Annotated in this window: 13 protein-coding genes; all 13 read left to right on the forward strand. The window is 40.0% G+C overall.

The window, feature by feature from the left end; translation table 11 throughout:
* Positions 1 to 20 precede the first annotated feature (20 nt).
* On the forward strand, positions 21 to 452 hold the full coding sequence (locus C4S54_RS00030; RefSeq protein WP_103867718.1) for a hypothetical protein: 432 nt from the start codon (positions 21 to 23) through the stop codon (positions 450 to 452).
* Between the two features lie 17 nt (positions 453 to 469).
* Positions 470 to 3,103 (forward strand): hypothetical protein, encoded by a 2,634-nt coding sequence (locus C4S54_RS00035; protein ID WP_103867719.1) that lies wholly within the window; start codon positions 470 to 472, stop codon positions 3,101 to 3,103.
* Between the two features lie 14 nt (positions 3,104 to 3,117).
* A complete protein-coding gene (locus C4S54_RS00040) occupies positions 3,118 to 3,666 on the forward strand; it encodes a hypothetical protein (protein WP_103867720.1) in 549 nt (182 codons plus the stop codon).
* 26 nt (positions 3,667 to 3,692) lie between these two features.
* Positions 3,693 to 6,548 (forward strand): hypothetical protein, encoded by a 2,856-nt coding sequence (locus tag C4S54_RS00045; protein WP_103867721.1) that lies wholly within the window; start codon positions 3,693 to 3,695, stop codon positions 6,546 to 6,548.
* 21 nt (positions 6,549 to 6,569) lie between these two features.
* Positions 6,570 to 7,481 (forward strand): sensor histidine kinase, encoded by a 912-nt coding sequence (locus C4S54_RS00050; protein ID WP_103867722.1) that lies wholly within the window; start codon positions 6,570 to 6,572, stop codon positions 7,479 to 7,481.
* Positions 7,482 to 7,489: 8 nt separating this feature from the next.
* Positions 7,490 to 8,074 carry an SH3 domain-containing protein gene (locus C4S54_RS00055; RefSeq protein WP_103867723.1) on the forward strand — a complete coding sequence of 195 codons (585 nt, stop codon included), beginning with the start codon at positions 7,490 to 7,492 and terminating at the stop codon, positions 8,072 to 8,074.
* A gap of 15 nt (positions 8,075 to 8,089) precedes the next feature.
* A complete protein-coding gene (locus tag C4S54_RS00060) occupies positions 8,090 to 12,580 on the forward strand; it encodes a hypothetical protein (protein WP_103867724.1) in 4,491 nt (1,496 codons plus the stop codon).
* Between the two features lie 142 nt (positions 12,581 to 12,722).
* A complete protein-coding gene (locus tag C4S54_RS00065; RefSeq protein ID WP_103867725.1) occupies positions 12,723 to 14,711 on the forward strand; it encodes an ATP-binding protein in 1,989 nt (662 codons plus the stop codon).
* Between the two features lie 27 nt (positions 14,712 to 14,738).
* The gene (locus C4S54_RS00070) at positions 14,739 to 16,616 is read left to right on the forward strand and encodes a hypothetical protein (RefSeq protein WP_103867726.1); all 1,878 of its coding nucleotides are present in this window, start codon (positions 14,739 to 14,741) and stop codon (positions 16,614 to 16,616) included.
* Between the two features lie 16 nt (positions 16,617 to 16,632).
* Positions 16,633 to 17,478: a hypothetical protein gene (locus C4S54_RS00075; protein ID WP_103867727.1), complete on the forward strand. Its 846-nt coding sequence runs from the start codon at positions 16,633 to 16,635 to the stop codon at positions 17,476 to 17,478.
* Positions 17,479 to 17,496: 18 nt separating this feature from the next.
* Complete coding sequence (locus C4S54_RS00080; protein WP_103867728.1) at positions 17,497 to 19,911, forward strand: hypothetical protein; 2,415 nt, start codon at positions 17,497 to 17,499, stop codon at positions 19,909 to 19,911.
* An 18-nt stretch (positions 19,912 to 19,929) separates the two neighbouring features.
* Positions 19,930 to 21,153 (forward strand): hypothetical protein, encoded by a 1,224-nt coding sequence (locus tag C4S54_RS00085; protein ID WP_103867729.1) that lies wholly within the window; start codon positions 19,930 to 19,932, stop codon positions 21,151 to 21,153.
* A gap of 54 nt (positions 21,154 to 21,207) precedes the next feature.
* Positions 21,208 to 23,262: a TolC family protein gene (locus C4S54_RS00090; RefSeq protein ID WP_103867730.1), complete on the forward strand. Its 2,055-nt coding sequence runs from the start codon at positions 21,208 to 21,210 to the stop codon at positions 23,260 to 23,262.
* Positions 23,263 to 23,269 lie beyond the last annotated feature (7 nt).

The following is a 23,269-nucleotide window of genomic DNA, read 5'->3' on the forward strand; positions in this document are numbered from 1 at the left end:
TAATAGAGGATAACGCACATATGGTTACTGAGATCTATAAGCAGGATGTTAGGAAATTCATACACTTGGTTGATGACCGTATATGGAAAAAGGCGATTGAGAGAAAATACCATATGCTTGGAAGCATATGGGAAACAGAGAGTGGCATGCTTCCGGCCGGAGTTATGATCTACGATATCATAGATCATCCAGAGCACGTAGGAACCTCTTTTATACACATTAAATGGGTGTATGCTTCGGTTGCGGTTCAGAGGCCGGAAGCGGTTTACGATGATTTTTTTGAAGAAATTTATAAAGTTGCTGTTAGACGTAAGATAAAGCAAATATCAATAACTATTCCCAAAGTTAAGGAGTATAACTTTGAACTGTTGTCTTCTTATATTGGGGACAGAGGCTATATCTTAATGGAAGGCAGTTCAGGAAATGTAAATGCTATTCTGAAACTGCCCTAATGCAGGAGGCATGCTGAATGCTTGGTGGTGACGATCAAAACAGTTTAAATAAGTTCAAAGAAAATAATCAGAACATAGTTGCTCATGAAAATCAGAATGTAGAACAAAAAGCCCAGAACGTTGAAATGCTTAATAAGGGCCTGTATTCTTATGCCGAAGGCAAAACAATGGACAAAATGAAAAAAAAGTTTGGCCTTGATTCGGAGTCGGGATCAGAGCATAAGGAAAACGAGCTAAAGCATGTAGTAAAGGTTTCAAAGGAAATTGCAGATGAGGATAATAGCAATGTGCAGGTAGCAGCAAATGCAATGCTTGCTAAAGAGGTGCTCACTGCGCCAAAAGAGATAGAAAAAATAATACAAAAATTTGAGGACGATGGGTTTATTGACCTCATCTCTGATTGTAATGTCCTTATAGCAGACAAAAGCAAGATAGACACAAATGTGCTTGCAGAGTTTAAAGAAGCAGCAGATGAGCTGGGGGCTGTTGCCCATAAATATATGAAAAATACTGCTGCAGCAACACCTGATGACTATGATGCCTTTGTAAAGGGGCTTATGCGCCTTTATGAGGCTGCTTCAGGATATATAAGTGTGACTGGTAAAAAAAGTAATACAAAAGATCTGGCACAGTCTATCTATGACAGGATAAGTGCTATGCTTTTGGCAGATAATGAGGTTGTAAATAATGTCATTGAAAATAATGATTCTCCAGAAGCTATAAAAAAAGCGAAAGTTGCTCAAAAAGCACTAATCAACTTAAATGAAAACTATTTAAGGTTTTCTAAAGAGCTTGCAGAGGATCCGTATGATTCTCCTGAGGAAAAGCTTAATAGAAAGCTGAGTCTTTTTAATTCCCATAAAGCTTATTTTGATGATTATATAGCTGTGCATGAAGGCAATATGCCGGCAGAGATAAAAAATCTTTTGGCAGAAAGAAAAAGACTTTTTAGTGAGCTTAAATTTATGGCCACATGCACTAAAAACAGCCTGGCTTTAAAGAAAGAAGAAAAGGAATCTCTTTTTGATAATAAAGATGAATTAAAGGAAAGAAATAAAAAGCTTGATGAGGGCCTTACCAAGGAACAGGAGAGAGGAGTTGCTGAAATTGACAGATGGCTCCTTAGGAATTATCAGAACGGAGGCCTGGTAGGTGGATTTAGAAGTAAGGTAAAAAAGAACAGGTCAGAGTTTATATTCAGCCTGTTATCCATGTCAAAGAGGGAGAGACTCTTTGTCTACTTCATGGTGGAGTCAAGAAAGCGTGTTAAGCCTGATGAAAAGGGCAATGACATGATATATTCTCAAAAGCATTATATTCCTGATCTTGATAAGTTTAAGGGCAGAATGATAGCGTCCAAGTGGCTTATGTCTAAGCGCTTTACGGGAGACTATATTTACTGGGATAAGCTCGACAAGGCTGTCTCCTTATTGGGAAGTGAAAGTAACAGGAACGTACTTGACGAGCAGTATCTTGAAAAAAAAGTAGTACAGGCTGATGTTGATGAGGATTATGAGCCTGTTAAGAAGGAAAGCTTTTTCAAAAGTGGTCGTTTAAAAAATGCAAGGCGTGAGTTTAAAGAGGCCAAACAAAAAGCTGCCTATCTCAATAATATGATCGATATCTTTGAGAAAGCAGGTCTTCTTGACGGAAAAGGAAAAGTTGATTTATCCTTCCTTGAAAAATTTGGGGTAAAGCTTGGAAGAAATATAGCAAATTCAGCAGTTTATACGCCTTTTTCTGTGCTTGGAGCCATAGAAAAGATAGTGATGCAGATTAAATTCGGCAAATATTCTGATAACCCTGATTTACTTACTGCCCTTATTGATATTTTGATCTCTGGTGGCAGAACAGTAAGCTCAGTTCTTATGTCTGTGAAAAGTATTGGAAAACAGATTGCCAAGGACGGCTTTAAGAAGTTCAAATTCCTGGATAAGTTCAGCAAGGTTCTGGGCATAGTCGATGTGGGCAACAAGATTCTCCAGGGTGGAATCTGGGGGCATAGAAAAGGTAAAGTTACAAGTGCTGTAAATGCGATTAAGAATAAGTATGCTGATCAGGATGATGAGAACCTTACCAAGGAGAAAAAGAAAGAGAAAAACTACGACCAGAAGATTGCAGCTCTTAGTAAGAAGGTAGTGAACTTTAAAGGAAAGAACCTGGCCTTTGGGTCCGTAACCTCAGGCCTTGCTCTTGCATCAGCCTTTCTTCCGGGATATGGAATTGTATTTGGAGCGGCAACCGCTATCTATGCGACTATTACCAGCGTTTTAGATGCTACAAGAGAAAACAGCATAGCTAAGTGGATCTTTGATAAGTACTATGACATAGAGAATAGGTATAAGGAAATTGTCGGGAAATTTAAGTTCGAGCGTCCGGATAAATACAAACTCATGAGAAGGCTCAGAGAGAGAGTTGCATCTGAAAATAAGTTCACTTCAGTTAATTCTGCAGTTTCATCTATCGGAAAAGATTATGCCAGATTCATTATAGATAAGGTTTTTGACGGAACAGATATAAATAGTGAAGAGAAAAAGCCCTATATAAATATCATTAAGGCTTGCGGACTTAAAATACATGAAGCCAAAAAAGAGGATGAAAAAAACAAACCTACTGTTGAATCTTTGGCTTATAAGCTCATAGGAAAGTAAAAGTGGAGGGTGTAATGGATATTGAGAAGATTAAAAAGCAGAGAGAAAAGCTATTACAAAAAGCAAACGAAGAGCTTAAGGATGAGCTTATACCGTCAGTAATTAAGGATAAAGAAGAATCCGGAATTGAGGACGGAGTACTGGCTATTCTTTTTGATGAGCTTGGATCAAATAGTGATGAGGCATTTGGAGAATTCTTTTTTTCTCCTGTAATCACAGATGAGGATGAGGTTCAGTATTTTAACTGTGTCATTGTGCTGACTCAGGATATTGATAAGGATAAGCTTCCTTTATTGTATGAGGCATTTGCTTATATTAACTTTTATATTCCTTATGGAGCGTTTGCCATTGACGCAGATCATGAGAGCATAGTTTACAGATACACTCAGGCCCTTCCAATCAGGATGAAGGATGAAGACCTGTATGCGCAGATACAGATAGCAATGGGAAATGCCATTTCAATGGCAGATACTAATGCGAATATTGTTCTTAGCCTTGAGGATGGGACTATGGATCTTGAAGATGTGAGGGATGTCTTTATTACAAGTGGCGACGAGGAATGATTTTCTTTTTCTTATGAGGATAAAAAATGCCTGGATTTGGTGAAGATCAGAAAGATGAACAGGTAATTGATAATAATATAGAGAATGTTGAAGAAAATGAGCAGCAAGCCTCCCTGGAAAATGAGGAGGCTGATTTTGCTGGTCAGGAAAATGAAAATGAGAAATCTTCTGAGAATGAAAGCCCTGCTGATGAAGCCAAAGAAAATAAAGTTGAAGTAGAAGCCCAGGTTGAAGAGGACGTTGAGATAGATTCCGGTTTTAACCTTGATGCAGGTCAGTTCATGGAGGCTGAGCTAAAGGGAGAAAGTGAGCCTTTGGAGGTGGAGGACATTAACACTGAAGGCAAAGATTTTGACTCCCTAAACGCTATAGTTATAGGTATTCTTGAAGATATCAATGAAGAATCAGATATCATCGATGATGTCAATAGTTCCTCTGAGTATAAGAGAAAAAAAGGGATTCTTGAAAGCAAGATACAGGAGCATGAAGAAAACAGAAAAAAACTTGAAGAGTGGGCTAAAGGGAAAGATGAAAAGGAAGTTTCAAGTGAAGTCTTTTCTTTTTATAAAAGTGCGATAAGCACTGATGATATCACAAAGGCATTTGACACTCAGGCTGAGATAGAGGCCAAAAAGAGGCTTGCAACGAAAGATGCCCTTCTTGATTTTGAGGATGGGAGACTTAAAGAGGCACGGAGCGGTGATATCGAAGTAATAAAAAAGCTCTTTGACTATGCCTATGATCATGGAATCAAGAACTTTGAAGAGGTAAGGCCTGATTTTACAACCCACGCCTATACAATTGCAAAGCCGCTGGTGGAAGGTAGAGAAGTAGAGGATGTATCTGATGAAGACATTATAAAGCGAGAGAGAGAGAGGATAGACAGGGAGACCTTCGAGGGAAACGAGAGAATAAAGCTATATGAGAAAAAGCTTGAAGAGCTTGGAATAGGAGATGACAAGCTTGATAAGCCCAATAAGGATTTTGCCAGGTTTTATAAGGAAAATGGCGGTAGTCTGTTTTTTAAAGAAGCCATAATAAACGGCCTTGTTGATGTTACAAAGATAATAGACATAGAACTTTCGGAGCTGAAAAGGGACGACGCCACAAAGAAAGCCTATGATATCTACCAGATGCTCTTAGAAAAAAAAGAAGAGTATGAGACTTATGAGGAACCGTACAAAAAGGTGAGCCTTGAAACCGCCAGAAAGCAGTTTTTTGGAACGGGCGGATTTAAGCTTTCGGATGTGGTCGCAGAGGCCTACAGAATGGCTACTTCAGAGGAAATTATCGATTATGAGGAAAGAAAGGTCAATCGGATTGAGAATGACCTGTTTTTAGGCAAAAGAGTAGATGAACTTCTTGCAAGTATTGATTATACGGGAATCAGCCAGAAGGTCTTTTCACCTGATAATAATAAAAGAAAAGAAATAATAAAAAACAATGTTGAAATTGATACCCTCATAAAATATGAGGATGAGCAGATAGCGTATTTTGAACGTGTCAGAGATGTAAAAGAGGAACAAAGGCACCGCAGCAGACGCGGATATTTATCAGGCCTTTATAGTGATATTAAAAAGCTTGAAGAGGGTGAGATAAAAGATGCCCAGATAAATGCCTTAAGAGCAGATTACTTTAAGGGAGTTTTTGACTATAAGGGCGAGAATATGGGGGATCTGAAAATAGCCCCTATAAAGGACTTTTTGGATGCTGCTGTGGAGGGAAGATATATAGCTGATGATCAGCAGATATTGGAGGCTCTTAAGAAGGAAATAATAGATAGTCATTATTCCAAAGAGTTTATTTTTTCAGACAATCACGTTCTTCTTTTGAAAAAGTTAAAAGACCTTAAGGCAAACGGAGCTTCAGAAGATGAAATCATGGACTTTTACAGAAAAGAAAGGGGTATGAATATCTCGCATTTTTCTAAAGATATAATGTGGGACAGATTAGATCTGAAAGCATTTATTTCTTTTGATGAAATGATCAATTTTACCAGGAGTAAGTTAAGAGACCTTTCAAAGCTGTCCTGGGCTACCCGCAAGAAAAAGGGAATTGGGGATAAGGAGATAGCAAATCATTTTGACAGGATAGAGGCTCTGGCAAAGTTCCGTGACAGTAATGAATATTCAGATCTTCCCGAAGATGAGCGCCGAAATAGGCTTAAGGAGTTATATATTGATGAGCTTAAAGCTGGTGGAGCTTTGAACAAATTTGTTAGTGATACCGACAATACGCAAGCTACTCCTAAAATGATAATGGATTATGAAAGAAGGCTTGTCCATGAGGAAAATGAGAAAAAGCTAAAAGAGCTTGACCTGTTAGTAAGCGGAAGAAAAAGGGAGTATAAGGCCGCTGCTGAGGGGGAAGACAACGTTTTTGTATTATGGGCAAAAGCTGTTTTCAGGAAGACTCATGGCGAGAAAGAGCTGCTAAAGATCGAGCCAAAGGAAATAATCGATAACTTAACACCACTTGATATTCTGGAATATCAGTATGAATATTTCAAGGATGCAGGCCCTGAATACAGTAAGAGAGTAGCATTTCTTAAAGGCAGTAACATAACGCAGGAAAATGCCTATGAAGAATATGATAAAAAATTTGGAACCGGGGATTTCTTTAAGGTAAAGGCAGAGCAGCTCCAAAAGCTGAAGGTGTCTCTTTCAAAGGCATATATGAAGAAAGGAACCTTTGGGCTTGATAAGCTCGTTAAGTTTGAACAGGACAGAGAAAATCTCTACAAAAAAGAACTGGAAGCACTCCCTGATAAAGAAATCGCAAGGAGTAAGGAAAGGTTACAGAAGCTAAACAATAATTATGAAAAGATAAGAGCTGCCATAAGAAAGCTTGGTGAATTGGGTTCCAGTGAAGAACAAAAATAAATCATAAGGAGAAACTATCAGATGTTTACATGGGGTAACTTAAGCAGGGATCAGAAAATTCTACTAATTTCATCTTGTGTTTTATATGTACTTGTAATATTTGGCTTTTTTAATTTTGATCTTTACCTGATCATAGTTCTTTTTGTTCTGCACAGCATTTCGCTTATTCTTTTTACATATGTGTCACTAAGCGCCAAAACGGATGAGGATGACCTTGATGATCTCAGACAGGAAATCGGAATAATGCGTGCTGAGAATGCACAGACTGTAAGGGACTGCGATGAGAAAGTTGCATCCATCAAAAAAGAGATGGATGATCTTGAGCTCTGTCTTGTGGATGAGAGAAACAAGAATAAGGAACTGTCTGATGCTCTTGAAAAGGAAAGAAATAATAAAGAACCTGAGAGAGTAAATAGTTTTAATGATGATGCTTTTTCATCACTCCTTCCTCCGGCAGCAGATGGAGAGGAAAACAGGGTGGTGGATATTATCGCCATTGCAAAAGAAACTGCTGAGGAGTTTAGAGAATCTGCCCGTCAGGCAGGACTTACAATAAATGTCGTGGCAACAGAAGAGGCACTTGAGGTAAGAGCAAGTGCCAGACGCATTAAGATCATGTTCAAGAACATCATAGATAATTCTATAAAGTACATGCAAAAAGAGGGCACTTTAGTTATTACGATCTCAACTATAAATGACGATATATTTATAGTACTAAAAGACAGCGGAAATGGTCTTTCAGAAAATGAAACGAAGCATATATTTGAACTCAATTTCCAGGGAAGTAACAGGATAAGCGGAAATGGGCTTGGTCTAACTCAGGCAAAAGCGATTGTAGATTATTATGGTGGCAATATTTATGCAAGAAGCAGCCAGGGAAAGGGTATGGGCGTCTATATCCAGCTTCCTGCTGAAACTGCAAAAGAAGAATGAGGTAGGCTATGAAAAAAAATCAAAACTATTTAATATTCATGATTGTTTTTTATGTACTTGTTGCTTTTTTTGCATTTGCATTTCTTAGCAGGGACTTGTCTGTATTTAACAGAAAGTACTCAGATGAAGTCATAGAGGCCCAAAATACTGAGACAGTGGTCGGAAGAGTTGAAAAGGCCGAGGAAAGTACAACAGAGGCTACAGCTGAAGTAGAGACCAAGACAGAGATTGAGGAAGTTGTAGCTGCAATTGAAGCTACCAGTGAGGCGCCTGCAGAGACTGAGGCAGAGCCTGCAGAAGAACCTGCAACAGAGCCTGCAACAGAAGCAGAAATTGTTTACTACTCCTATGTAACAAATAATACAGAATCAAATCTAAGAGTCAGGGAAGAGCCTTCTTTAAATGCGAAGGTTCTAAAGAGGCTGTACCCGGGCTCTAAGGGATATGTTCTTGAAAAAGACGATGAGTGGTGCAAGGTTGTTGCATCAGGAGATACTATAGGTTATTGCTCGACAGAATTTTTAGACTTGGAGGAAATTGCAAAGGAAGACTTTCCGGCAGAGTATGTTGAACTTGTCACAAGCACCAGATGATCAGGAGGAGCTTTGATGAACAGAATTAATATGCTGAACAAGAAAGCTAAAAAAGCCTTAGCCATATGTATGGCCACAGCGCTTGCCTGCACGACTACAAGTATAGGGACATTTATAGTAGAGGCGGATGATCCATATGAGGATATGTATATTACTGATTTTGACACACTTTCGGAGTCAGTTGCATATCAGAAACTAATGGTTGGTTCATCTGAATCAGACATAGTTTTCCCGACATCACTTAGTGTTACTTTTTTATCTTTTGGTAAAAAGGATTCATCAAGTGGTGCTTCGAGTGCGGCTTCAAGTGCATCAAGTGAAGCTTCAAGTGCAGCATCGAGTGCATCTACAGAAAGCTCAAGTGCGGCAAGCTCTGCATCAAGTCAGGAAAGTACAGAAGGAACGAGCGAAAGCTCTTTAAACGGAGCATCAGCTGCAAGCGCTGCAGAAAATAGCGGCGAAGTAACAAATCCAGAGGCAGCAGGTGAAGCAACTGTAAATGAAGATGCTGCAACTACAGGAAGTGATGTAGAAAATACAGAGCCTGCAGGTAATGCAGAAACTCCTGCTAATACAGAATCAGGTGATAATACAGAAACTCCCGCAAATACAGAGCCGGAGACGACCTCTGAAACTGAACAGGAAGTGCCTGCAGAGACGCAGCCTTCTTCTGAACCTGCACCTTCTACAGAGGAAGAACCTTCGCAGCCTGAAAATGCAGAACCTGAAAATTCAGAGCCTGAAAGTACTGACGGCACAATAGTTGGAAGTGCCATTAATTCTTTTAATAAAGTAAGGGCCCTGTCCGTAGTTTATGCTATGGAAGATGACTTAGAAGAACTATCAGAGGGAACAAGGGCTATCCTTGAAGATATAACCTGGACTTTGGATGAGAGCGCAAGTTCTCACAATCAGTTCCTTTCATTTAAGGAGAATGTAGGCGATTACTACACCTATGTGCCTGTTCTTGATGAATACGAGATTTCAGAAAATGCCGTTCTTCCTAGAATAAGAGTAACTATTATTCCTGATGAAACTGAAGAAGAAAAGCTTTATCCATTTAATGAGAGTGTGACAATTGACGGAATCACAATCTCGGTATCAGCTCCTGAAGGAGTATTTCCTGAAGGTGCCTTTCTTGAAGTATCAGCCCTGGGCGGCAGAGATGACCTTGAGTATATAGAAGGCGAGCTTTCGGGGCGTATATCTGAAGATAAAGAAATTGAAGATATTATCTCTTTTGACATAACGATATTTAATAAAGACGGAGAGAAAATAGAACCGGATACAAATTATGGAGAAGTAAGCGTTACATTCTCTCAGCTGGGTATGGCGCAGGATGTTTCAGAGGATGATAATGCTGAGCTTAGGGTATACCATTTTAGCGATGACAGCGGCAGCGTAGATGAAGTTGGAGCTGATGTAAATGGCGATACAGTAGAATTTACAACAAACAGTTTTTCTACTTATACCATAATCAAGATCACGGATTCAAAAACAAATGCGGAAATAGATATCTCTGTTACAGGAAATGACTCCATTTATGACGGTCTTGAGCACACTCTTGTGACAATAGGAGACTATGACGCTAGTAAGATCACTATTTCAGACTTTGCTATAAAATATACTGACACTTTAGGTAAGACAACATCTACAACTTCCCAGAGTATTCCAAAGGGCATAGCAGCCGGGCAATATGATATTACTATCAATTGCAAGGACAGCGCAGGTAAAACCTCTGCCAATGTAGTTACAGCCAATATTGTGGCAAAGAGTATCTCTACGACTACAATGGAGCTTACACCCTCTGATGGAAGCAACCAGTTCTTTAAGTATAACGGTGGGAATGAGGTAAAGCCTAAAGTTACAATTACTGACTACATTGACGGCACAGAATATGTTCTAAAAGAGGGAACAGATTATACTGTAGCTTTTTCTAATAACAAAGAGAAAAAGCTCTCCACGGATACTGATGCACCTACTGTAGCAGTTACAGGTAAGGGCAACTATACAGGTTCTCTGTCCCAGACATTCTCAATCGGTGATGAGATAGCTGCAAGTGAGATTCTTGTGACAGCCTGTGACGCTGAGTATACAGGAGCATCAATACCTCTTGTTACATTAAATGGAACTTACCCTTCGGGAAATATCACAGCTGTAAAGTACTCAGTTGAAAAAGAGGCAGAGACCGATACAATTCCTGAGGCTATAGCTGCGGATATATATGAAGTCAAGGTGAGATTCTGCGGTAAGGAAGGGTACTGTGACTATGTAAAGACACTTAACTGCAGAATCAGGCCCAAGGATATATCAGGCATGACGGTAGTGCTTGTAGAGTCTTCTACTTCTACGACACCTTTGGAAGAGTACGCCTATACAGGATCCCCGGTTGAGCCTATTGCCAAGGTGACTGATGGGACAACTGAGCTTTCATCAGGGATTGACTATATCATTTCCTATGAAAACAACACTGCAGTTGCTAAAAAGACTGCTGCCAAGGCGCCTACTGTAGTAGTGACAGGTAAGGGCAACTATACAGGAGTCATCAAAACAAAATTCTCAATTGTTGGAAGCAGCGGCGATATCACTGTTATGTATAACAGCAGCACTACCAAGAAAGACTGGTACACCGGTGACGTAGTAGTAACAGTTCCAGGGTATAACTTATCTACCGCATTTGATGGTGCCTTCCAGCCTAAATACACCATAACAGGTGAAGGTATGGTAATAGGTGCGGGACTATATTTAAAGAATACTTCAACAGGTGAGGTTCTTTCATCGCCTATAACAGCCACCGTCAACATAGACAGGACTGCTCCTACAGGTACTGTAAGAGTAGGTGATCATTCATCATCCAAGATAAATACCTCCAAGGAGATTGCTTTTTACACAAGGGAAAGAAGGGGTATACACATAACATATGATGATGTGCTCTCCGGAGTTACTTCGGTTGAGTACTATATTTCATCAAAGCTTTTGGCAGACTCTTCTGACATTGAAACAGCAGCCAAAAACAAATGGATCAAATACACCGAGAGCACAAATCCCAAGATCGCGGATAATGATGCAAGCTTTGTATGTGTAAGGATCCAGGATGTTGCCGGAAATATTGCCTATGTATCAACCAAGGGAATAATACATGATACAGAAGGCCCGACTATTAAGAGCATGGCAGTAGTGCAGGATGGCAGCGTTGCTCATATCAAGGCTGTAGCTTCTGATAAGCTAAGCGGAGTTGCAAAGTACTATCTTATTCAGTATGAGGCAGCATATGCTCCATCAAGTAAGCCGGATGCTGATACAGTTAAGGGCGGATACTCATCTGATAAAGGTGAGTTTGATATTCCTGCAGATAGCACCAAAAGCTATGTATATTATGCTGTGGCAGAGGACAAGGTTGAAAATCTTGGAGAGGTTTACAAAAAGGGTAAAAATGGCGGTGGAAGCAGCACAGCCTCATCAAAAGCAAGTGGTGCAACCTCCCTTGCAGCTACTCCAAATGGAATAGCTGGCGGTGGCGCATCAGGTTCAGGCGCAGGCGGAAGCTCGCAGGGCTCTAAGACTTCTGGAAATAAGAACAGCAGTAAGGAAAAATCTTCAGGATCGTCAGATAGCGGAAAGCTCGATCTTAGTCAGATTGAGATAAAACGTGATCCTTATATATATGATGCCACAGGCAATGTCCATATCGGAGAGGAGCTTACCAGCACCTGGCCTTCAATTTCATCTGAGGTTAAAAGAGCTGATGAAGGTGCAACAATTTCTGTAGATATGAGGGGAACAAGCAATGTCCCTGCTACATTTATCTCAAATCTTCAGAATAAGGATGTGGATGTTATCCTTAAGATGGCGGACGACTATAGATGGACCATAAATGGAACAAGTGTTACAGATATAGAAAGTGATGGAGTTGACCTTAGAGTTACAGCCAATTCCAGAAATATCCCATCCAGCCTTATCAGCCAGATGGCAGATAGTTATCCGCACTATGAATTTAATATAGCCCATGATGGTGAGTTTGGATTTACAGCAAGACTTACAATGAATGTAAATAAGGCAAATGCCGGCCTTTACGGTAACCTTTATTACTATGATCCATCTAAGGGAGAGCTTAACCTTGTTGATAGCTCCAAGGTTGATAATAACGGAGATGTATCCTATGAACTTGGTCATGCTTCTGACTATACAGTAATAGTAAAACCGACGGTAGCAGGAGCAATAGGGGATCCGCAGGGCCTGGGAATAGCAGGCACTATCGAAGACTACACCAATGTTCCCACAACCAGGAGTACAGGACTTCTTTCAGCAGGTAAGAAGTTTGAGGGAATAAGGAACTGGCTTATTGCGATTACCATTATAAGCATAGCACTTGGTGCATCCATCCTCTTTATTCCGGGAATGCAGGACGAGAATTTCAGATTTACAGACTTTATTCTAAATACTGCTAAAAGATTAAATTTTAATAAACAAAAAAAGGATCCTTGGGATCAAATGCTTGATGAATAACAGAGTACAAGCGGTTTTAGAGCAAGGCGTGCATTAAAATAGTGCACGCCTTGTTTATGTTAGGGCAAACATAAAAACTCTTAATTATGATAAAATATATATGTGATTTTGCATTAAAAAATACGGTATCGAGGGCATATTCTTGGAACAAAAAACAGACGACTGGCGAGGATTTGTGCTTGATTTGATATCTTTTGCCAATGGAGGTTTTGACAATCGAAAAAATACAGATTCGCTTCGAACTTGTTTTGACGGTCTTTATGAAAAAGATAAAGATCTGGGACTGTCAGAGATAAGTTTTTTTGCGCTTATTTTCTATGTCTGTAAAGACCTCTATGAGTCCGTAGACAATTCTTTGTCCAAAAAATCCTTATCATATAGAGATATTTGCCTTTATGCCGGATTTATTTTTCCGGAGAGTTCTTTTGAATGCGAACTTCTATCAGAAAATAGCCTTCTTAATGAGGTTTTTATGGAACCGCTCAGGGAATCGGAAGGACTCTCGCTGTCGGCACCAATGAAACTTGAAAGCGGGATAGAGAGCTTTATCTGTGAAAAAAAGCTACCTCTCGGTGAGGCAGAACTTTGCTGCAAAGAAGAATCCTATGAAGAGCTTCTGAGCCTTGATCTTGAAATGCTTTCCCATAAAGAAGAAATCTTGGAAGCCTGGTCTGTGGTGCAGACGCTTGGTATTCGCCAAAAGAAAGGAATTATTCTCTTTGAGGGAACCAAAGGCAGAGGAAAGAGATTTGCCGCAAGGCGCCTTTCCTGCCAGATGAAAAAAGGTCTTTTGACACTAAGTCTTAAAAAGTATCTGGCGCAAAAGGAACAGATGAGGCAAAAGATACTAAAGAGAGTTCTCCAAAAAGTATATCTTGAAAATTATCAGATCTATATAGATTGCAATGGAGAAAGCTTAGATGATCAGGGCGTTTTGAGAACCCTTACCCAGATTATCTCTTACATACAATTAAGGGCAGATATCCTTGTGGCAGGCTGCGAAAAGAAACCGGGAGGAAGTATTTCTGATCTTGAAGTTTATGAGATCACTCTCCAGGGACTTAATGAGACAGAGCAGATAGCCATGTATAAATACTTTTCTCAAAGAGAAGATATTTATTTTGCAGATGATGTGGATTTCGACAAGATTACTTCCAAGTACAGATTAAATTCAGGTCAGATAAAAGAGGTTTTAGTTAACTGCGCAAAAGATGTGATAGGTAAGAATGATTCCGAAACAGATTTTGAAGAGGAATTTATTGTTGACAGACAGGTCCTTGAAAAGAATATCAGAAGTTCCTGCAATGTATCTTTTAACGGCCTTGCAACAAGACTTGAAAGTGCATACACCTTTGAAGATATAGCTCTTCCGGATGAGTCATTGAACAAGCTGAAGGAAGTGATAGACAGGGTAATCTATAAAAATACAGTGCTTGATAAATATGGCTTTTCCAAAAAGCTTCCCTATGGAAGGGGGCTTGTACTTGCACTTTACGGGCCACCTGGCACAGGAAAGACCATGGCTGCCAATGTTCTTGCCAATGAACTTGGACTTGATATATACAGAATAGACCTCTCGCAGATTAGCAGTAAATATGTGGGAGAGAGCGAAAAGAATCTTGGGGCAGTGTTTGAAGCCGCAAAAGATTCAAATGTGGTTCTTTTCTTTGATGAGGCAGATGCCCTGTTTGCCAAGAGGACAGAAGTTTCATCCTCTAATGATAAATATTCAAACTCGGAGACAGCTTATCTCTTGCAGAAGATGGAGGAATATGAGGGGATTTCGATCCTGGCAACCAATGTAATGCAGAACTTTGATAATGCATTCAAGCGAAGGATCACCTATATCATAAGCATCGAAGCTCCCCAGGAAAAAGACAGACTCCTTATGTGGAAGAAGGTATTTCCAAAAGAGGTTAAGCTCTCTAAAGACGTTAAGTTTGAAGTATATGCAAGATACGCAGATATGCCGGGAAGCAGCATAAAATCTGCTGCCTTATCTGCAGCTTACAAAGCGGCCGCAGGAGATGGAGTCATAAAGCATGAGGACCTGTGCAGCGCTATTGATGAGGAATACAAGAAAACCGGTCATACCAGTATTCTTAGAGAACTATTATATGGGACTTTGTAAATAGGAAAAAATAGAAAGGACTAAATAATGGGCAATAATCGTCTGTATCCATTTGAAAAAAACCGTTACTACAAGGGAAAAGAGCTTGCCAGCGCTGATTTTTTGGCAGAACAGAATTACAGCGTCAACAAGTCCAGATTCATGAACAGCCTTATGTATGGATCCGGTATTGTTTGCGGACTTGGAGTGTTTAGTCTTGATGATCTGTCCATCCTGGTTGAAAGCGGAGTGGCAATCGACGGGATTGGCAGAGAAATTGTAGTTGACAGTTCTGTGGTTTTAAAGCTCTCATCCATAGAAGGCTATGAGAATCTAAAAACTTCATCGGCCAGCCTGATCATTAAATACAAGGAGACAGAGGTTCATCCTGTGTATTCCGTAAGCCATAAAAATGGTGAACAGGAATATGAGAACAACCGCATAAAAGAGGGCTATGAACTGTCGCTTATCGACAGCGAGGACTATGAGGAGAATTACGATCTTGAGACAGAGTTTTTGGCTACAGAAAATCTCTTTTCAAGTGAGAACTATATAGGAAATATCATAATCCCGAACACAGCCTGTAAGGGACGCAATTTCAAGATAACTGTTGAGATAAAAAAGCTCACAAATAATCCTTGCAAGATCTCATGCAAGGGAGTGCTGGAGCTTCCTGCTTTTACAACTCCTGATGATGAGAAGACTCTGGATATAGACATTGATGACCTCAGACTTTCTGCCGGAGAGACCTTTGTAAAAGAGTACTGGGTAAGACTTGATAAGACAAGCGCTATTGACTCAGAGATCATCTTAAAGAGCGGATCCTGTTCAGCTTTTGAGGATGACAGGGCAGTGCCTTGTGCCAGCAGTTTTTCCATAAAACTAAAACTCACAGACGCTTCTCCGATGGAGCTTGTAAACAGAGCTACAGCCATTATGAATCTGGAAATGAGAAGTGTGGAAGCGGGCGAAAACATCAAGCTTGCAGATATAAGTCTTGTCAGATCAGAAGGCACCTACATTATCGAAAAGATATCCGAAATCGGTATCAAGAACTATATATCAGCGCCATCGCAGGAACTGTTAAAAAACAGGTATCTTGAGTACTTTGTAAAAGACGTTGATATAAGGGAAAAGAAAATAAAAGAAAGCTTTGTAGCTGATACAAAAGATAGCCCGGCTCAAAATGCTGACCTTGGCAGATATCTTGCAACAGGAATACTTGAGATTCCTCTTGGCAAGAATGCAAAGGCAGGCGATATAAGGTATTCCGGAGAAATTGCTCACGGGCTTGGAAAGGGAAATATCTATGTTTCTATAGGTTATGAGTATATTTCACAGGACAAGACTCTTGGAGCCAATGCCAGAAATACAATTTACGGTAATCCGGAGCTCTTTTCCAAGGAATCAGGTCAGTCGGTTGATGCTGAAACTGCCGTAAGAGTTCTAAATGATAAGGGAAGCTTTGTAGTTGCAGCAAGACTTTTAAGAGATGTTGAATATCTGGTTCTCACCTACAGATGGATCGCCATTAAGTTTGCATCAGGCGATGAGAGCGATGTGGTTGATTACTATTATGACAAGTCAATTACCGCTGAGACTCCGACAATTGTTATGGGACCTAAGACCAATCACTTCTTCGGAGTAAGGTTTAACAACATGAAAAACTGCAGTATAACCTATGAACTTACGTCTCCTGGAAGTGGCGAGATCACTGCAGATGGTATTTATACTTCACCTGCCAAGGAGGGCGTATATGAGATAAGGATCTATTGCACTGATATGCCTGTTATCTGCACATACGCTTATGCAATTGTTAAAAAAGAGCAGGAAAATCCCGATGCTGAGCCCGTAAGCGGCCCTGCAGGGGAAGATAAGATTGCTGAAGGATTTACGCTGGATGTACCGGAACTGAAGATGAAATAGTTCTTAAGGAGTGCCAATGATTTTTGAGTCATCAAAAATGAAATTGGAAGTCATTAGTACAAAGCTTATCGGTGAAACTAATGACTGCTACATATGTAAAGACTTAAAGTCTTCCGGTGGAAGTCTTTATACAGTTATTGTGGTCAAGGACCATGAATGTATAAAGAATGTTCTGGAAGCTTTCAGGCGCCTTGACCTTGTTGAGAACTCCGCCCTTGTTGACAGCTTTGCCTGTGAAGGAATCCATGTTCTTGTTTTCCCATACAGGAGGGAAAGGAACCTCTTTGATTTCTATGCAGGAGAACTGTACAGCTTAAAGGTGTGTGAAGACATATGTATCAACACGATCATAGCCTGTATGCAGCTGGCACTTCCCTATCAGTTATTGTATCTTCTTTTGACCCAGAACCAGCTTAATCTGTCATCAGACAACAATATATTTATGAGCTATGCCATAGATCTTAAGGATTTTGATCTTAATATCACTGAGAAGGATTGCGTAGTAGAGTGCGCGAGAATAATCCTGGTGCTTCTTGAGGCAAAGGCTTCACAGAAGGCCAACAGCTTTATCCTTCTTCAGAAAAAAAGTGCCAACAGAAGCTATTCAAAGTTCTCAGAGCTTTATAGGGACATTACTATAGCGGCAGTTGGAGATAAGAGAATATCACTGTTTGGCAGGTTGAAGCTATGGCTTTCACTTTATTCGAATTATATATTCGGTGTTCTCTTTTGGATATGCGTAATACTTGGAATTATCGCACTGAGTCTTATTATATCAAGATTTGTACTCGGAAATGGCTCGTGGCTTAGGATCATATTCAATAATTTCAAGAATATTGGAACAGAATCGCTTGTACAGTAGTTCGTGGTGAGGGATAGCATGAATATAAGAAAGAGGTTGTTACCAATAATTTATATAGTGAGTATAGCTGTATCAGCGGTTATCTTTGCGTTTGTCATGTCCAGAAACGTTCATGATACAGAATACACATCCTATACCAGATCTCTTGTTACGAACGAGGGAATCTATTTTAGTGAAAATCTTGAGGATTTTGCGCTGCTGTACAGACTTACCAGCAAGGGCAAAGTCAAAAATGTCTATAACAGCGCAGATATCGATCAGGAAAGGATTCTTGCCCTTACAGTTTATGACGGCAATCTATATGTTGCTTTTTCAAAAACTGAAAATGATGACGAGTACCAGGAGGGCAAGCATTACGAGTACTGCATCGGAGAGTTTAATACAAAGCTGAATCTTTTACAAATTTCAAGTGAATTTCATCTGGATGAAGATATTCTTTCATCCATTACAGTAGACAACAGCGGAATTTATGTGACTGCGATCTCAAAGGATGGCGGACAGGTAAGGGTTGTATCTTTTTCACATGATAAGATGGCAAGTCCGTCAGAAAGAGGACACGAGATACATGCCACAGAAAACGTGATGATAAGAAAGGCTGATCCTGAAAGATTCTTTGTATCTGCAATTTATGAAAACGGCGGCCTGACTATCAGGACCGACGAGGATGAGCCATCAGGATATTTTGCACAGGATGAAAGAGTTTCAGCTGCAGTATCATCCATGTCTTTGTCGGCACCTGCAGAATTCATAATGTACAGGGCTTACTTCATTGTATGGATAGCTGGAACAATCATCTGGCTCATCATAGTAAGGCTTATTTACAACATGCTGATAGTTTCAAACAGGACAATGTATTCCTTTGTTCTGTTCGAGATTATTCTGGCGATACTTGTTGGATGCAGCATCTATTACATAAGTGGCCAGTATATGACAGCCAGAAAGCAGGAGCATGTCAGGTTTGGAATCATTTCAATGCAGGCTCTTGCAGATGAATCCGGACTTACAAGAGCCGTTGATTATGGAGCCCAGGATTATTTTGAAAGTAATGACTATTTTGAGACGCAAAATGCTCTGACAGATTTCCTTGAAAGAAATGGCAACTCTTCAGTATTTTACGATGTTCTTATCGTAAGACTTGCTGATGGCATGGTTGTTACAAGCGGAAGTGGAAGGAACAACGAAAGCGCTGTATTTCTTTTCGGAAATGCAATTTCAGATGTTATAGATGATCTTCATAACAGCACAGCAATGTATTCGGTATGCGAGCTGTACCTTGGCGGAGAGGATTGCCTGGCAGTAGGTGTAGCGGATGATGATTTCATCTCTGACTATGCGATCGTAGGAATTATCGATGATACAAGGGTCAATGAGAGATTTAATAAGAGTAACTTTTTCTACGTAGTTCTTTTTATAGCCCTGTTCGCTGTCGGCAGTCTGATACTTTTGGGCATTTATTATCTTAATTCAAGAGATCTTAAGCATCTTGAGGATGCCCTTCGTGAATGTGCACTTGGAAGAAAGATTCCCGACAGACCTGCAACTGCAGGAGTTGATCTGAAAAATATGTGGGATTCTCTTTTTGAAATAGGAAAGAGAGTAGATGAGATCAACTATAAGAGATTTAAGGTATTTGAAGCATATTTTAAATATGCTCCTAAAAATATTGAATTTGCTCTGGGCAAAGAATCAATTATGGATGTCAAAAATGGTGAAAGGACAAAGATTGATGGAAGGCTTTTGACGATCCAGCTTGGGGAGGGACTTGAAAAGGAGCTTCTTTTATCAGTGACCACAGCCCTTGAGCAGAGGCAAAAAGGAAATGACTGTATCCTTGTTGGAAACAGTACAGACCTTTCAAGACTCCAAATGCTGTTCATGATGTCGGATAAACCTATGGTGGACTATGCAGCAGAGATCATTCATGACATCAACATGCATGGAAATGTCTTTAATTCAGCCTTTATTTTCTTTGACACCTTCGAGTTTGGAATAGTTGGAAATGACGGGCTTGCACTTACATATCTGGACGGCGACATATCAAAAGAGTTTACAGGTTATGTTGAGTTCTTTAACAGGCTCCACTTAGGACTTGTTATAACTGAGTACATCTATCTTAGAGAGTATGAGGACAGGTCAGTCAGGTATATAGGCTATATCAAGTGCGAGAAGTACACAGAAAATATCAAGCTTTATGAAGTTATGGATGCCTGCGGACAAAGCGAAAGGCATGCCAAGATCCACACCTCAAGACTCTTTAAGGAAGCTCTTGAGACTTATGAGAAAAAAGATTTTTATCTGGCAAGAAATATGTTTTCAGATCTGCTAAAGGCAGCTCCCGGTGACGAACTTTCAAGGTGGTATCTGTTTGAGAGTGAGAAGTACTTAAATAACGGAATTGCTGACGAAGCTACCTTTGGGGCACTTCATCTGTAATAAAGGAGAGGGGTCTAAGTGCAAAACCTTTTTACTGTTTTAGTCCAGACAATTAAATCAAGATGGGCCGGCCTGGTATCCAAGTTAAAGCTTCTTACTAACTGGAACTTTATCAGGACCAAGATAATAGCCAAGATTCGTGACTTCTTTTACAGTTTCCTTAACCTAAAGCCACGAAATAAAAATGACTATATTACGGTCTTTGGCTGGATGATATCAAGGCGCCTTGTCCATGCAATGATCATTGTTATAGGTGTTTTAAGTATTTATTACATTGCATCTGAGACCTCAATTTTCAAGCAGTTCGGACAAAACGGTGGAATTAAGACTTACAAGTATGATTCCGTGAGACTAAGACTTGTCAGTGATAATGTCAGGATAACCGGGAAGTCAGGGTATCTGGCCTATGAGGGACAGGTTGAAAAGGGCTATGTTACAGGGAAAGGTACCCTTTACAGCAAAGAAGGGAATGTTGTCTATGAAGGTGACTTTGTAAACAACAAGTATGAGGGACAGGGACTTTTAAATTATCCAAGTGGCAATACCATGTACACAGGACAGTTCCACGATAATCTCTTTGACGGAGAGGGAACTTTATACAGAGAAGATGGGACCTTTGAATATATTGGAGAGTTTGATCTTGGAGAAAAGAACGGAAAAGGCGTCCTTTATGACAATGGTGAAAATGAGATCTACTCAGGTGCATTTTCCAGTGACAGCATAGTTTACAGTGAACTTTTGGGCAAAACAGTTCAGGAGGCCGCAGACTACTATAAGGGCAGTCAGGTTCTTTATCAGATGGATGATGACATCGCTGTATATATGAAGCAGATAGAAGGAGTTTATTACGGAAAAGGGGAAGAGGATTCCCTTGATGACAGCATCAAAATAGAATCTGTCTATGTTTTAAAAGATTATTTTGGATATGGAAACACCAATATAGATACCATAACAAAGCTGAAAAGTATTTTAGGAGACCCAATATATGAGGGCAACTCCACAGTTGTTTTTCCTGAGGTTGTATGTATAAACAAGCTCAACGAATCAGAAAATTCCCTAAGCGGAAGGGTAACTGTATCCACAACTGAACTCTATTCAGATGTTATCGAAGTAAATGAATTTGATAACAAGTACGTTGTATATATCTATTCCTTCAGAAGAGGAGACCTTATTTATTCATTTGTCTGCAAGGGACAGGGCGAATACTTTGATTTTTACTACGTTTCTGCAGCAGATGCCTGACATTTTTTGTTTTCGTTCGTATCAATATAAAAGTTTTTTGATTTTGAGGTATACATGATAAGAAGCAGGGGAAAGGTTAGCTTAATACTTTATCTGGCAGCTACAGTGCTTTTCGTAGCGGTTTCATTTTACCTGCCTTCAGAAAGCAGTACATCTTTTGCAAAGGACAAAACTCTTACTCTTAAAACCTGCAAGATACTGGCTATAAGAAACAGCAGTAAATATGAATCGGCAGAGGATCAGGTAGAGGCTAAAGAGGCTAAGTATGAGAGCTCTGTAAAGTCACTTAAACTAAAAAAGAAGAACCTTACAACCTTTAGATGGTCACCCTTACTAAACTTAAAATTCCCTGAGAAACTGACACTTGATCAGGATTCAGAGTTTGAGTTTAAGCCCATCTCTCTTCAGTACGATATTGATGTTGCCGAGCACAACATAAATGATGTAAAGCTCACGGAATACCAGGAAGTAAACAATCTTTACGTGGAAATAGTAACACTCCAGAAAATGATCTCTTTTAACGAGATGAGAGTTGAGACCTTAGAGGATGGAGTAAAAAGAAATACAGCAAAACTTAAGCTGGGACAGGCCAATCAGGCAGATGTAGATACCATGACAGCAAAGCTTAAGTCAGTAAACAATACGATAGCTTCTGACAGACGAACACTTGAAGCTGATCTAAAGAAGATGACAAAGAAGGTTGGAATGGATGTGACAACAGGTTACGTCTTTGAAGACCCATATATAGATGCAAGGCTAAACAGAGACATGCTTGAACCCTTAATAGAGTACACCCTTGACAGAGATGAGACCTACTACGAGGCATGCATAGAGGAAACAAGGGCAAGAGTGCAGCTTCAGACCAATTTTGATCTGATGAAAAAGCACTATGGCGGCGATACAAATATGATCGCATCCTATGTGAACATGGCAATAAGTGGCCAGGAGGTCAATAAAAAGGGATTTAAGGCTGATTATAAGAAATTTCTTGAGAAGGTAGACAGCTACTGGACGGGCAAGAAAAAGATCTGCTGGTTCATCAAGATCCCCAGGTTATGGCTCAAGGGAGCAATAGACGGAACAAGATATGTAGAAGATGATCCAAATATTCTTTATCAGGATGTTTTAGATTATGTGAGTGCCTATAAGGACAAGGAGGCGGCCGAAGAGGATGTAAGGCAGGCTGTAACTGATTCTTTTAACAACTATGTATCAGTTAAAAACTCCTATGCCCAGTATCAGACAGATGTTAAAGAGGCAAAAGAAAACCTTGATAAAAGCTCACTTCTTAATAAGACAGGAAAGCTCTCATTTTCAGAGTACGATGCGGAAATGAGCACCTATGAGGAGCTTCAAAAGAGTCTTATAGACACCATGAAGTTATATACAAATACCCTTCATGCCCTTGACAGAACAACCTGCGGCGGAGTGTCTGCAATACTTGATGGAAATGACGCAGATCTTCAGACAGCAAAGCCCGGCGAGAGCTATATAGAAGAACAGACAGCAGAGGGCGCCTACTACTACATCAAGCAGATCATCCAGAAGACAGAATTTGAAGTAAATATATATATTCCTGAGGACTTTGATGTAGAGGTGACTGACTACGAGCTTTGGGTAGACAACATACAGATTGGAAGCAAAACTCCAAAGGATGGAAAAATAAGACATCTGGCACTTACGCTTGATGATATAGATGAAGTGAAGATAAGGCTTTATAACGGCGAAGAATTCATAGATGACTGTGAGATAGATCCCCAGTCGGTTTCGGGACCTTTAAACGTTATAACAGGCTATGACATAAAGACCGTAGAGCTGGAAGAATATGGAACCTATGAAGCTGCTATAAACGAGGGCACCGGTCTTGTAGATATAACGATATCGCCTGCTTTAGATGATATAAAGTTCTTTGTCGTTAAGAATGAAGAGGGCATAGCCCTTGGAAGCGGTGAGCCTGCAAGCATTCAGACCGGTTTAAAGCATTTGCAGCTTGTGGCATTTGACCTTGATAAACTCACCATCGAACTAATGAATGAAGAAAAAGAAGTAATTTATACTGCAAGATTCGATACTGCAAACCAGAAGGTGGTAAAAGCCATCACCCAGTAAAGGACTG

The organism is Butyrivibrio sp. Su6, from assembly GCF_900108105.1.
In the GTDB taxonomy this organism is placed as follows: Bacteria; Bacillota; Clostridia; order Lachnospirales; family Lachnospiraceae; genus Butyrivibrio.